At 67.3% G+C, this 12,512-nt stretch carries 11 protein-coding genes and 5 pseudogenes; 10 read left to right on the forward strand and 6 right to left on the reverse strand.

Features of this window, described 5'->3' with window-relative positions; all coding sequences use genetic code 11:
* Positions 1-108: 108 nt before the first annotated feature.
* The 6 genes and pseudogenes from OIE75_RS32985 to OIE75_RS33010 all read left to right on the forward strand — a co-directional run.
* Positions 109-540, forward strand: a pseudogene (locus OIE75_RS32985) (transposase); the annotation flags it as partial.
* Between the two features lie 482 nt (positions 541-1,022).
* Positions 1,023-1,505: pseudogene (locus OIE75_RS32990) on the forward strand (transposase family protein); the annotation flags it as partial.
* Positions 1,506-1,664: 159 nt separating this feature from the next.
* A pseudogene (locus tag OIE75_RS32995) lies at positions 1,665-2,470 on the forward strand (transposase family protein).
* A 27-nt stretch (positions 2,471-2,497) separates the two neighbouring features.
* Complete coding sequence (locus tag OIE75_RS33000) at positions 2,498-2,899, forward strand: hypothetical protein (RefSeq protein ID WP_329473133.1); 402 nt, start codon at positions 2,498-2,500, stop codon at positions 2,897-2,899.
* Between the two features lie 40 nt (positions 2,900-2,939).
* The gene (locus OIE75_RS33005; RefSeq protein ID WP_329474101.1) at positions 2,940-3,710 is read left to right on the forward strand and encodes a transposase; all 771 of its coding nucleotides are present in this window, start codon (positions 2,940-2,942) and stop codon (positions 3,708-3,710) included.
* Between the two features lie 77 nt (positions 3,711-3,787).
* Complete coding sequence (locus OIE75_RS33010) at positions 3,788-4,615, forward strand: hypothetical protein (RefSeq protein WP_329473134.1); 828 nt, start codon at positions 3,788-3,790, stop codon at positions 4,613-4,615.
* 110 nt (positions 4,616-4,725) lie between these two features.
* On the opposite strand, the pseudogene OIE75_RS33015 reads toward OIE75_RS33010, so the two are convergent.
* Positions 4,726-5,482 (reverse strand): annotated as a pseudogene (locus tag OIE75_RS33015) (transposase family protein).
* A 233-nt stretch (positions 5,483-5,715) separates the two neighbouring features.
* On the opposite strand from OIE75_RS33015, the pseudogene OIE75_RS33020 reads away from it, so the two are divergent.
* Both OIE75_RS33020 and OIE75_RS33025 read left to right on the forward strand, forming a co-directional pair.
* A pseudogene (locus OIE75_RS33020) lies at positions 5,716-6,081 on the forward strand (recombinase family protein); the annotation flags it as partial.
* A gap of 125 nt (positions 6,082-6,206) precedes the next feature.
* Complete coding sequence (locus tag OIE75_RS33025) at positions 6,207-6,602, forward strand: resolvase (RefSeq protein WP_329474173.1); 396 nt, start codon at positions 6,207-6,209, stop codon at positions 6,600-6,602.
* Between the two features lie 46 nt (positions 6,603-6,648).
* Here OIE75_RS33025 and OIE75_RS33030 read toward each other — a convergent pair whose 3' ends face one another.
* Genes OIE75_RS33030 through OIE75_RS33050 form a run of 5 tightly spaced genes read right to left on the reverse strand, consistent with a single transcriptional unit; the run spans position 6,649 to position 11,138 of the window.
* On the reverse strand, positions 6,649-7,113 hold the full coding sequence (locus tag OIE75_RS33030; RefSeq protein ID WP_329473135.1) for an XdhC family protein: 465 nt from the start codon (positions 7,111-7,113) through the stop codon (positions 6,649-6,651).
* 53 nt (positions 7,114-7,166) lie between these two features.
* Positions 7,167-7,379: an XdhC family protein gene (locus OIE75_RS33035; protein ID WP_329473136.1), complete on the reverse strand. Its 213-nt coding sequence runs from the start codon at positions 7,377-7,379 to the stop codon at positions 7,167-7,169.
* Positions 7,376-9,556, reverse strand: coding sequence for a xanthine dehydrogenase family protein molybdopterin-binding subunit (locus OIE75_RS33040; RefSeq protein WP_329473137.1), 2,181 nt, complete (start codon positions 9,554-9,556; stop codon positions 7,376-7,378). Before OIE75_RS33040 ends, OIE75_RS33035 begins: the two co-directional genes overlap by 4 nt.
* On the reverse strand, positions 9,553-10,539 hold the full coding sequence (locus OIE75_RS33045) for an FAD binding domain-containing protein (RefSeq protein ID WP_329473138.1): 987 nt from the start codon (positions 10,537-10,539) through the stop codon (positions 9,553-9,555). The genes OIE75_RS33040 and OIE75_RS33045 overlap by 4 nt, the downstream gene beginning before the upstream one ends.
* Positions 10,536-11,138: a (2Fe-2S)-binding protein gene (locus OIE75_RS33050; RefSeq protein ID WP_329473139.1), complete on the reverse strand. Its 603-nt coding sequence runs from the start codon at positions 11,136-11,138 to the stop codon at positions 10,536-10,538. The genes OIE75_RS33045 and OIE75_RS33050 overlap by 4 nt, the downstream gene beginning before the upstream one ends.
* Before the next feature lie 173 nt (positions 11,139-11,311).
* On the opposite strand from OIE75_RS33050, the gene OIE75_RS33055 reads away from it, so the two are divergent.
* Together OIE75_RS33055 and OIE75_RS33060 are read left to right on the forward strand one after the other, a co-directional pair.
* The gene (locus tag OIE75_RS33055) at positions 11,312-12,235 is read left to right on the forward strand and encodes a LysR family transcriptional regulator (RefSeq protein ID WP_329473140.1); all 924 of its coding nucleotides are present in this window, start codon (positions 11,312-11,314) and stop codon (positions 12,233-12,235) included.
* 3 nt (positions 12,236-12,238) lie between these two features.
* Entirely contained in the window at positions 12,239-12,430 is a 192-nt protein-coding gene (locus OIE75_RS33060; RefSeq protein WP_329473141.1) for a hypothetical protein, read from the forward strand.
* The last annotated feature ends 82 nt before the right edge of the window (positions 12,431-12,512 follow it).

Raw genomic sequence — 12,512 nt, forward strand, 5'->3', positions numbered from 1 at the left:
CGATGCCCTTAATGAGGAGTCGTCAATTTCATCGAGCACCTTAGAGGTCTTCTCGCAAACGACCTCTTAGACCGTGTCCTACATGGTCAGTTGGTCGTTGGGCTGGTCATGGGGCGGGGTGCGTGGAGTTGGATAGTGCCGGACGGGCTGTGGGAGATCGCGAAGCCGCTGATCCCGCCATTGAAGGTGCCACAGGGTGGTGGGACGCAGGACACACCTGATGAGACGCTGTTCGCCGCGATCATCTACGTCCTGGTCAGTGGGTGTGCCTGGCGGGCCCTGCCGCCCTGCTTCGGGATATCGAAGTCCACGGCGCATCGCCGGTTCCTGATCTGGTCGCGGGCCGGGGTGTGGGGCCGGCTGCACGAGGAGATCCTGCACCGCCTCGACGACGCCGGCCTGCTCGACCTGTCCCGGGCCGTCCTCGACTCCGCCCACGTCAGGGCGAAAAAGGGGGGCGAACTCACCGGTCCGAGCCCCGTGGACCGGGGTAAGGCGGGTTCCACGATGCACGTCCTGTCGGATGCGAGCGGACTGCCCCCCTCGAATTGGCCATCGCTGGCGCCGCCAAACGTTCGATGACGGTCTGCGGTGGCCCCACCTCACCGACGTAGCCGGAGGTGAGCGGCGGCGGGAGGGGTCGCTGAACGACGTCAGAGCCAGCTAACGCACCCTCCTCGCGGCAGTCCTCGTGACGGCGGTACCCCTCTTGACGCTGCACAGCTCAGCCCCCGTTCCCCTGGGATGAAAGTCGGCCGTCGGTAGCAGGCACAGCCGGTCTACGCGGCACAACGGATCGCCGCGCACCCGGGTTCACACGTCCATGACTCATCAATCACAACCAGCCAACATGTCGGCAAACGAACGAATGACGACAGGCTCCGCGAGTGCTCAATGAGCGTTTTCAGCGTGGCCACTGATCGGGTGACGGGGCAGTGTGAGGGCGGGGTGCGCAACGGACAGGGCCCCCGTGCCGTTGAGGGAGGTGTTCGACGTCTCAACTCAACAGCGCAGGAGCCCTGTTGGTTCCGTATCCTGCCGCACTCGACCTGCCCCACGCCCTGGTCGAGTGGGTCACCATGCTCATCGTCACCCGCGAGGGTGACCGGCGGTGCAAACTCCCGCCGCACCGCCGTGCGCTGGTCGCACTGGTGTATCTGCGCCGCCACGACACCCTCGCCCGTATCGCCGCGGCTTTCGGGATATCCGTCGGCGCCGCTCACGCCTACGTCACTGCGGTCACCGCTCTGCTCGCCGAGCAGGCGCCGGGCCTGCTGAAGAGGCTGCGCGCACACGGCCCGGACTTCGTCCTCCGGGACGGCACGCTCGCAGAGTGCGACCGCATCGGCGACGGCCGGGGCGACTACTCCCCGAAATACAAACGGCACGGGGTGAACGTGCAGGTCGTCACGGACCCGGCCAGGGCGATTCTGTGGCTGTCGCCAGCACTGCCAGGCCGGACCCACGATCTGACTGCCGCCCGCACCCACAAGATCCTCCGGATCCCGCATCAGCCCCAACCGCATGAGCGTCATCACCAAGGCCGTCCTCACCCTGGAGAGGCAACGCTGAAAGAGCCCAGTGAGCCTCTTTCATCCTGTGCTGGAGGGTGAAATGGGCTGGTCAGCGGGAGTGGTGACGAGGCAGGGCCCCTGGTCGTTGGCGTGGTGATTCCACTCAACACACCGGCGACCGAAGGGGCCCTGTTGGTTCCGTATCCTGCCACGCTCGACGTCCCGCATGAGCTGGTTGAGCATGTTTCCTGGCTGCTGTACGAGCACCGCCGGGCCCGCAACACTCGCTGGCGCAAGCTCGGCTGCTTCAAGCAGGCACTGCTCGCGCTGGTCCATCTACATAAGAACGAGACGTTCTCGCAGCTCGGAGCGGGTTTCGGGATATCCCAGGCCACGGCCTGGCGGTACGTGGACGAGACCTTGGACGTTCTGGTCTCCTGGGCGCCCGGCCTCCACGAAGCCCTCACCGGCCTGGGCGAGGGCGACTTCGTCATCGTTGACGGCACCCTGATTCCACAGACCGGATCCGCGCGGACGAGCCGTACTACTCGATGAAGCACCGCAAGCACGGCATGAACGTGCAGGTCATCGCCCGTCCCGACGGCACACCGCTGTGGTTCTCCCGCGCGATGCCGGGCCGGACCCACGATCTGACCGCGGCTCGCGCCCACGGCATCGTCCAGGCCTGCCTCACCCGGCAGATCCTTGTTCTCGCCGACCGCGCCTACCAGGGCGCCGGCGCCACCATCCGCACCCCGTACTACCACCACAGCGAACAGCCCGAGCACTACCAGCAGTTCAACCGCGACCACGCCCGCCTGAGGGCTCCGGGAGAACGCGCCTTCGCGCAGCTGAAGTCCTGGCGAGTCCTCCAGCGAGCCAGATGCTCCACCCGCCGCATCGGCACCATCGTCCAGGCCATCCACACACTCCTGAACTGCAGCTATTCAGGATGAAAGAGGTTCAGTGAACCATTCTCGGGCGTGAGACGTTACCTACACCTGACGGAGTGTTCATCTGCAATCGATCTAGACGACCTGCGCCATCGGCTGGAGTGGCCCGCACGAGAGGTGCTGGCCGACGTCGCTCATGGCAGCTGGCATCCGGCCCTGAGGGCGCGTCCCGCCACCAATGATGAGGCCGTGGAGGTGACCCGAGCGGTACTTGCGCAAGCGCCTCAACTCGTTCCCGTATACGCGCACCGCTTCATACCTGCGGGTCGCCACACCCCGGGGCATCCGGTCTTGTCGGTGTGGGGAACCGACATCATCTGCTACGGCCACGATCTGGCCGATTACATCGACCGCGAGTTCAGTGAGGTTGACGAGGATGCGCCTTGGGCTCCGCAGGCGTCCGTGCCGTTCTGGAAGGAATTCCTCGGCTGAGACTGCCGCCAGATGGTGCCGGTCGTAAATGATCTCTGTCGTGCCTGGTGTGATCACGGCCTCGGAGCCGTCCTGGATAGCCCCATTCGCAGGGCTGAGCCCGCGCTGTTTCGGCAAGCTGCTGACCACACTGCGGCGCGATGGAGCAGATGCAGTCCACCGAGGCCGGCCGTGGAGCCTGCCGCTGGAGGACCGGGTGTTATTGGTCACGGCCTATTGGCGTACCAACCTGACGTTGCGACAGCTCGCTCCGTTGTTCGGCGTCTCGAAGTCCACGGCCGGCCGAGTCATCAACCACCTCGGCCCCCTGCTCGCGCTTCGGCCCCGCAAGCGGTTCGCCAAGAACACTGTGCTCATCGTGGACGGCACCTTGGTCCCCACCCGGGATCACACCATCGCCGAGCGGTCGAAGAACTATCGGTACTCCACCAACCACCAGGTCGTCATCGACGCCGTCACCCGCCTGATCGTCGTGGTCGGCCGACCGCTCGCCGGGAACCGCAACGACTGCAAGGCATGGGAGGAGTCCGGCGCCAAGGCCGCCGTCGGCAAGACCCTCACGATCGCCGATGGCGGTTACCCGGGCACCGGACTCGTCATCCCGCACCGTCGGGAGCGCGGCCAGACCGAACTCCCAGCCTGGAAAGAGGATCACAACAGGTCCCACAAGCAGGTCCGGGCACGGGTCGAGCACGTCTTCGCCCGCATGAAGACCTGGAAGATCCTCCGCGACTGCCGCCTCAAAGGCGACGGCGTCCACCACGCTATGCTCGGTATCGCCCGGATGCACAACCTCGTCCTCACCGGATAGATCAACGGGCTTCACCGTGATCAACCATGCCCGAGGCGACCCGGAGATCATTTACGGGACAATCCTTAGGAGAGCTTATGCCTGCAACCGACGGCACTGATCCCCGAATTCAAGAATTTCTTGACAGTTTTACAGAGGAGACTCGGACACTGATTGAGGAGGGCGAACTTGGGCGCGGGGAAGCGGAAGGTCTACTGACCAGGGTTCAAACGGTTGCCCGCGAAAGGCATGATGAGATTGTGGCACTGATCCCGCAGATGGGTATTGACAACGCAATGTTCGAGGCTGAACAGCGCTACGATTCTGACAATTTGCAGGATCCTCGCCTGGAGACGCTTCTCGCCCAGTTCCCGGACATGCGGGAAGACATCGTATCAGGCAGGGATGAAATAATTCGGCACGTGGATCGCGGGTTGACTGTGCAGGACGCCCTCTACGAGGTGGCAGTTGCACGAGTCGGCCATGATCGTACCCCTGGATTCCGAGAGGATGTCGAGGCTGCGTTTTCCGCGGGTCTATATGAGACCAGGATCGAGGCCGCGATCTCCCTTTCTCACGCGCGTGATGCGGTATGGGTAGCATCGCGGAGAAACGACACCCTGGCCGCTCACGAGAATTCGCTTCCGGAGTATATTCAGGACCGCCAGCAGGACCCGCGCTCCACTACACCTTGGCAAGGCCCCACCCTGCCGCCCACCTATACTCCACCACAACAACCCCCTGCATATCAGCCTATTAACGCTAACGTGGCCCGTTACGCTGCGAACCCGGACCAGCACGACCAACAGTCCAGGAATCAACCTCTTCTTCGCCGGTCGGAACGACTCCGTTCCCGGGGCACAAATGGGGCCGGTGTACCTCAAAATAGCCAGCAAAGCAGTAGTCGAAGTGGCCGTAGAAGGTAAGATCGGTGAGTATCCGCTCATACACGCCGGGTGTCCGGCGTGGCCTGCCCAAACGCTCCGGGACAGGGGCGCTGTTGGCGGATCCATTGCAAGTCGTGCAGGGAGCTCTTTCAGCGTTGGCTCTCCAGGGTGAGGAGGGCCTTGGCGATGACGGTCATGTGGTTGGGGCTGATGCGGGCTCTGCGGAAGATCTGCCAGGACTTCAGCTGTGCCATGCCGCGTTCGACGGGAGCTCGAGCCTGGGCCGGTGCGCGGTTGACAGTTCGCTGTGTGGGCGTGAGTTCGCCTCCGGGTGGTCGTTTGAGCCCGGTGGTGACCCAAGGGCCAGCGCGCTGGTATGCGCGGTCAGCCAGGGCGGGGGCGCCCTGTCGCTCGCAGATCCGGATGATCCGGTGGGGGCGGGCCGAGGTCAGGTCATGGGTGCGGTCCGGCAGCGCGGGCGAGATCCACAGCACCTTGCCGGTGGGGTCGGTGACGGCCTGGTCGTTCACCCCGTGGCGGCGGTGCTTGGCCGGGTAGTCGCCACGGCCCACGGCCGTCGCCGGTCCGGTCGCACTCGGCGAGGGTCCCGTCCAGCAGCACGAGGTCCGGGTCGCTCTCGCGCAGGACCTTCAGCAGGCCCGGAGCCCGGCCGGCGAGCAGACCGACGACGGCCGTGGCGTATGCGTGAGCGGTACCGACGGATATACCGAAGCCGGCCGCGATGCGCGCGAGGGTGTCGTGACGGCGCAGATACACCAGGGCGACCAGCGCACGCTGGTGCGGCGGGAGCTTGCATCGCCGGTCCCCCTCAAGGGTGACGATGAGCATCGTGACCCACGCGACCAAGGCGTGAGACAGGTCGAGTGCGGCAGGATAGAGAACCAACGAGGCTCCTGTGCCGATGGATTGAGACTTCGAACACCTCCCTCAACGGCACGGGAGCCTCGTGCGTTGCGGTCCCTCCTCCCCAGCAGCACCGTCACCCGTTCAGCGGCCACGCTGAAAGGCTCAATGAACCCGGACATTTAGGGACGCCGATCCAATGAGATCCGATGGTGGCTGCCGACAGGGTTTGATGACAGGTAGGGTCCGTTCCCTCCGCACGAAGAGGATGCGAGATGGCGAACCTCGTCTACAAGCGGGTGTCGACCGACCGGCAGAACCTCGTGCTCGCCGAGGCCCAGATCGAGGACTCGGTCGTCTTCGAGGAAGAACCCGGCACCTCCAGCCGCCTCCACCCGCTCCAGCGCCCGAAGTTCGCCGAGCTGCTCACCTACGCCCGGCCGGGCGACGCCATGCACATTTCCGAGATGTTCCGCCTCGTCCGCGGCACCGGGCACATCCTCGACGTGCTCGATGTCCTTCACCGCGATCGTCTCGCCCTGCGCATCCACGACGGCGCGTTCTCCGCCTTGGACCTCACCGCACGCCACCCGCGCACCGGAGAGCTGCTGTCCACGGTGAAGTTCATGGTCCAGACCCTCGCGGCCGCTGGCGAACTCCAGCGCGACCTACAGCGCGAGCTGACGTATGGCGGACTGCGGCCGCTGAGGCCAAGGGCAACAAGGGCGGACGCCGACCAGCCGTCACGGGCGAGACCATCGCCGACGTGCGCACCGCGTACCTCGACGGCCGGTCTATCGCTGACCTGGCCCGCGCACACGGTGTCAGCCGCGGCGCCGTCCGCACCGCCATCGCCGATCTCGTACCCGAACACGTCGCAGCCAACGAACGCACCCCGACCCCGGAGCTGCCTGTCACCCTCGACATGCCGGGCAAGGTCGCCGACTTCCTCCGCGCCATCGAGCTGGACGACGTCGAGCGGGCCGCGCTCGACCACGGCCAGGCCGTACGGCGCGGCCGGGGCTACACCCTGCGCGTCAGCACCGTGCCCGCGGTTCACCGCCAACTCCTCGACCGCTTCAGCCCCTTGACGGCACTGCGGCGATCCCGGCGCAACGCAAGGCCCGCTGCGAGTACGAAAACCGCGTCAACGTGCTCATGACTGACGCCCGACGCTGAGCGGACGCCAGCTGCCGCACCAAGATCAACTATTGGCGGCTTTCTGGCTCACCTCGGCGATACCCGAACAGTGGCCGGGCGTCGCAGACGGTGACCCGGTAGTCCATGGTCCGGCCGATCGCGGCGAGCGCCGCGGCGAAGTCGCCGGCGCCGAACAGCAGCATCCGCGCCGGCGGCACCAGCGGGCGGACGAAGACCCGAACCTCCTCGGTGTCGTAGGCGAGCAGTCCGCTGTCGCCCCTGCGCAGTAGTTCCCGCGCGCCGTCCATGAGGCCGGGCGGGGCGTCCGACGGGTGCAGGCTGCCGTAGTGGCCGTTGGCGCGCACGACCACATGGGCGCCAACGGCCTCCGGCCGGGGGTGGTCCAGCACGGTGGCGACGGCTACGGGGATGCCGGACCGCGCGGACCCGATCACCTCGGCCAGTTCGGGGAAGGTGCGGGTATTGACGGGTTCGACGAAGACCTCCAGAGTGCCGCCGCAGGTCAGGCCCACGCCGAAGGCGTCGTCGTCGCTGATGCCGTACGGCGCCCGCTGGAGCGTGCCGTTCAGGATCGTCTCGCGGCCCGCTCGACGACGTCGCCCTCGGCGTAGCCGCCCGACACCGAGCCCACCACTCGCCCCTCAGCGGTGACCAGCATCGACGAGCCTGCGGGCCGCGGGGCCGAGCCGAAGGTTCGCACGACGGTGGCCAGCCCCGAGGTCTCACCGATTGACCATGCCTCGTACAGGGCGTTCCAGACGCCGTTGTGGCCGGTCACAGCAGCTTGTCCTGGGTGATGGGCAGGTCGCGCACGCGCTTGCCGGTGGCGTGGAAGACCGCGTTGGCGATGGCCGCAGTGACGCCGGTCATCGGGGTTTCGCCGAAGCCGCGGGCTCCGAGGGCGTCGCTGGCCGGGTCGGGCTTGTCGATGAACTGCACCTGGATGTTGGGGACGTCCGCGTTGACGGGCATCAGGTAGCCGGACAGGTTCGGGTTGACGATCCTGGCCGTCGTGGGGTCGACGAGGGTGTGCTCGAAGAGGGTGAAGCCGATGCCCCAGATCACGCCGCCGAGGACCTGGCTGCGGGCGGTCTTGCGATTGAGCACGGTGCCCGGGTCGTAGCAGCCGACCACGCGGGTTACCCGGACCCGGCCGAGCAGCGGGTCGACGCGGACTTCGACGAAGACGGCGCCGACCGAGTAGCCGAGCGGTGTGTTGGTGGGTTCCACCGTGAAGCCGAGGGGCTTGCCGCCGTGGCCGACGACCGAGCGGTAGCTCACTCGGGCGCGCCGGTTGGCCGTGTCGTACAGGTAGCCGTCCGCGGTGTCCACGCGTTCGGCGGGAACGCCGCGCAGGGGTGAGCCGGGTTGGGCGACGGCCATGTCGATGACGGACTTGCGTGCGGCGGTGCACACGCGGTTGACGGCGCTGCCGACGCCGGGTGCGGTGGTGGAGGCTCCGGAGGTGTAGCTCTGCGGGAAGGCGCTGTCCCCGAGTTCGAACGTGATGTCGGAGAGGGGCACCCCGAGGACCGCACCAGCGATCTGCGTCATGATCGTGTATGTGCCGGTGCCGATGTCCTGGGTGCCGACCTGGACGAGAACCTTGCCGTCGGTACCGATGGTCATACGGGCGCCGGAGCCCGGCCGGCCGCCGGCGGTGTGGGCGGACGTGGCCATGCCCCAGCCGACGAGTTCCTCGCCGTCGCGCATGGAGCCGGGGCGCGGGTCGCGCCGGGACCAGCCGAACATCGACGCGGCGCGGTCGTAGCATTCGCGCAGGTGGTTGCTGCCCCATTCCTGACCGTTCTCCATGTTCCGGCTGCTCCAGTTGCGTTTTCGCAGCTCGACCGGGTCCATGATCAGGGCGTGGGCGAGTTCGTCGAGCGCCGCTTCCTGGGCGTGGCTGGTGCACGCTTCCGGGGAGCGCATGAAGCTCTGGGTGGGCAGGTCCAGTCGCACGGCATGCTGCTCGTTGGACAGGTTGGGGATGTCGTACAGCATGCGAATCGGCTCGCTGCTGTTGAACAGCACGACGTCGTCGCGGGTGATCTGCTGGGTGATGACGTGGTCCAGCGCGGTGATCCGGCCATCGCGGTGGGCGCCGAGCTCGATCGTCTGATGGGTCTGTGCGCGGTGGCCGCTGGAGGTGTACATGTGCGCACGGGACAGCACGAGCTTGACGGGGCGGCCCAACGCACGGGCAGCGGCGCAAGCCAGCACGGTGTGCGGCCAGACAGGGCCCTTGGAGCCGAAACCGCCGCCGAGGTAGCGGCAGACGACGCGGACGTCGGCGAGGGGGACCTGCAGAGCCTCACTGACGACGTGCTGGGTGTTGCCCAGACCCTGCGTGGTCTCGTACACCGTCACTTTCGAGCCCTCCCACACGGCCGTGGTGGCGTGGGACTCGATCGGGTTGTGGTGGTGCATGGGGATGGTGTACTCGGCCTTGACCCGTACGTCCGCCTGGGTCATGCCGACTGCCACGTCACCACGCTTGTAGGTGTTGGGGCCGTCCGGTCCGTCGGGGGGCAGGAATGCCTCCCCCATGGTCAGCTCGCCCTGGGGTTCGCCCGCTTCTTCGTAGTCGACTTCGATCAGTTCTGCCGCTTGCTGCGCCTGTTCCAGGGTCTTGGCGACGACGAAGGCGATGGGCTGTCCCGCGTGGTGGATGTCCGGGCTCTGTATGGGGATGTACGGCTTAAAGAAGGGCCGGTAGGTGGGTTGCTGTAGACGCGGCATGGTCTCGTGCGTATAGACGGCGATGACGCCGCGCACGGCTTCGGCGGCCCGCGTGTCGATCCGGGTGATCCGGCCGCGGGAGATGGTGCTCATCGCCATGAACGCATGGACCAGGCGGGGAAGTCTTACGTCGGTGGTGTACTCGGCCCCTCCTGTCACCTTCAGGCGGGACTCGACGCGGGACAGTGGGCGGCCGACGACGTCGGTACTCATCGGGAACCTCCGGTGAAACGGCCGAGCACGTCCTGGAGCGCGCGCTGTACCAGCTCGACCTTGAACGTGTTGTCCTCGCGCGGCTGGGCGTCTTGGACCAGGAGGCGTCCGGCCGCCGCGATGTTCCGTTCCGTCAGCGGCTTGCCCCGCAGGGCGGCTTCGGCCTCGGGCGAGCGCCAGGGGCGGGTGGCGATGCCGCCGAAGGCGAGGCGGGCCTCTTCGACGGTTTGGCCGTTCATGCGCAGCACGGTGGCGACGGAGACGACTGCGAATTCGAAGGTGGCGCGGTCCCGCAGCTTCAGGTAGCGCTGACGGGTGTCCGGTGCAGGCAGTGGCACCTCGACCGCCGTGATCAGCTCGCCGTGCCGCAGGGCGTTCTCTAGATGCGGGGTGGCCCCGGGTTCCCGGTGGAAGTCGGCCATGGCAATGGTCCGGGGGCCGCCCGGACCGAGCGTGTGGGCCGTGGCGTCCAAGGCGCGCAGGGCGACCGCGAGGTCGGAGGGGTGGACGGCGATGCAGTGGTCGCTGCCGCCGAGGACGGCGTGCCAACGGCTGCGGCCCTCCAGCGCGGCACAGCCGGCTCCCGGCTCGCGTTTGTTGCAAGCGAAGTCCTCGCCCCGGAAGTACCAGCAGCGAGTGCGCTGGAGCAGGTTGCCGCCGATCGAGGCCATGTGGCGGACCTGCGGGGAGGCGCTGGCGAGCAGCGCTTGGGACAGCACGGGCAGCCGCTTGCGCACCACTGGGTGCAGGGCCACGTCCGCCATCTTGGCCAAGGCGCCGATGCGTAGCCTGCCCCCGGACTCCTCAATGCCGGCGAGCGGCAGGTGGTTGATGTCGATGACCAGGTCGTGGTCCTCGGCGCCGTCCTTCATCAGGTTCAGCAGGTCCGTGCCGCCGGCGATGAAAGCCGCGTCGGCGCTGCGGGCGACCAGCTGCACGGCTTCCGCGGCCCGGCCTGCGCGGGCGTAGGCGAAGTCCCTCATCGTCGAACCGCCTTCGCCGCGTCGGCCACCGCGTCGACGATGTTCGGGTAGCAGCTGCATCGACACAGGTTGCCGCTCATCCACTCCCGGATCTCGTCCTCGGAGCCGGTATGGCCCTCCTCGATGCAGGCCACCGCCGACATGATCTGTCCTGGTGTGCAGATGCCGCATTGGAAGGCGTCCCGGCGGACGAATGCCTCCTGAACGGGGTGCAGTTCCGCGCCCTGGGCAAGTCCTTCGATGGTGGTGATGGAGCGGCCCTCCTGCATCACGGCCAGGGTCAGGCACGACTTGACGCGCCGCCCGTCGACGAGCACCGTACAGGCGCCGCACTCGCCCCGGTCGCAGCCCTTCTTGGTACCGGTGAGCCCGGCCTGCTCGCGCAGCGCGTCGAGCAGGGTGACGCGGGCCTCGACTCCCGGAAGGCGGTGCCGGGTCCCGTTGACCGACAACGTGAGGTCGGCGACCGCGCGGGGCTGTGCCGCTCGCGGGGCGCCCGGCGCCGCGGCGGCCGGTTCGGTTCCCGCGAGGGGGACCATCACGGCGGCCGCTACGACACCCCCCGACTTCAGTACGTCGCGTCTCCTGTGCTGTGCCATGGGTGAGCAACTCCTCGTCTACCCCTGTACGGCGAGATGGGACTGAGCCTGATGCCGACGTGGCCATTCGTCCAACACAAAATGCGAATGCCGCTTATGCAGCAGGTGCATAATGGCGTCCGAGGTCGGGACTCAAGTTGTCATGCTTGACCTGCATGGAGCCGGCGTAAGGGATGGCTATGTCGCACCTGCGGAACGCGGACCTGAATCTGCTCGAAGCGCTGGCGGTTCTGCTCGAAGAGAGACACGTGACGCGGGCCGCCGACCGTTTCCATTTGAGCCAGTCGGCGATGAGCCGTGTCCTGCAACGACTCAGGGAGACGTTCGGCGACGAACTCCTGGTGCGCACCCAACGCGGATACGAGGTGACCCCGCGCGGTCAGCAGATCCAGTCGGAGCTCGCCGACCTCCTGCCCCGCCTGGAGACGCTGCTGCGCGGCGATGCCTTCGACCCCGCGACGGCGAGCGGTCACTTCCGCGTCCACTGCACCGACTACGCCACGTCCCTGTTCGGCCCGACCCTCTTCCGCCGCTTCTTCCATGACGCGCCCGGCATCTCACTGAGCGTGGCACCACTGGGAGATGACTCCTTCACCGATGTCGAGCAGGGCCGCGCGGACCTAGTCGTCTCCGGCGTCGTGGCGCCCCGTTCGCTGCGCTGGGCGACGTTGTTCGAGGAGGACTTCGTCTGCCTGCTGTCCCACGACCACCCCGTCACCGCCGAGCGGCTGACCCTGGACGACTTCACTGCGTACCCGCACGTTGTCATCACCGTCCTTGCCGGCGGCCAAACTATGGTCGAACGCCGCTTGGACGAGCACGGGCTACGCCGTGTCATGGGCCTGCGCGTGCCGTACTTCTCCGCGGCGGCGACGGCCGTGCCCGGCACCGAGCTCATCGCCACCCTCCCGCGGCGCGCGGCCTTGATGTACGGCGACGACCCCGCCTACCGTGTCGCCGCGGCCCCCGAGGAACTCCTGTCCTTCCCCTACGGCATCGCCTGGCACCCCCGCGTCGACAGCGACCCTGCCCACCGGTGGCTGCGGCAGGTTATGCGGGAGACCACCGCACAGGTGATCGGGCACCAGGCTGACTGACGAATGCTTTCCCACGGGGGCGGTCTGCTCCCGCTTCTGAGCGGTGCCCGCCAGATGCGGGAGCAGACCGGTGAGCTCGGCCGCGAGGTTCTGGTCGACTTCACCGCCCAGCGCAGCGGTGACATCCAAGCTCCCCGCTCATTGGGCTCCACGCGCCGGCAGCGCGGACCCAAGGCCCGGATCAGCTGGTCATGACCTCATTGCGGACTGGTGCGCTCAGTTGTCAGTGGGCCGCCGACCAGCACAGACACGAGGTGGAGAAGGCTCGGTCTGTCGA

The sequence above is a fragment of the Streptomyces sp. NBC_01723 genome (genome assembly GCF_036246005.1).
GTDB lineage: Bacteria > Actinomycetota > Actinomycetes > Streptomycetales > Streptomycetaceae > Streptomyces.

Coding starts and splice junctions, on each gene's coding strand:
- OIE75_RS33040 (WP_329473137.1), bottom strand. CDS start 9,556: ATGAGTACCGACGTCGTCGGCCGCCCACTGTCCCGCGTCGAGTCCCGC.
- OIE75_RS33060 (WP_329473141.1), top strand. CDS start 12,239: ATGCTTTCCCACGGGGGCGGTCTGCTCCCGCTTCTGAGCGGTGCCCGC.
- OIE75_RS33045 (WP_329473138.1), bottom strand. CDS start 10,539: ATGAGGGACTTCGCCTACGCCCGCGCAGGCCGGGCCGCGGAAGCCGTG.
- OIE75_RS33055 (WP_329473140.1), top strand. CDS start 11,312: ATGGCTATGTCGCACCTGCGGAACGCGGACCTGAATCTGCTCGAAGCG.
- OIE75_RS33010 (WP_329473134.1), top strand. CDS start 3,788: ATGCCTGCAACCGACGGCACTGATCCCCGAATTCAAGAATTTCTTGAC.
- OIE75_RS33050 (WP_329473139.1), bottom strand. CDS start 11,138: ATGGCACAGCACAGGAGACGCGACGTACTGAAGTCGGGGGGTGTCGTA.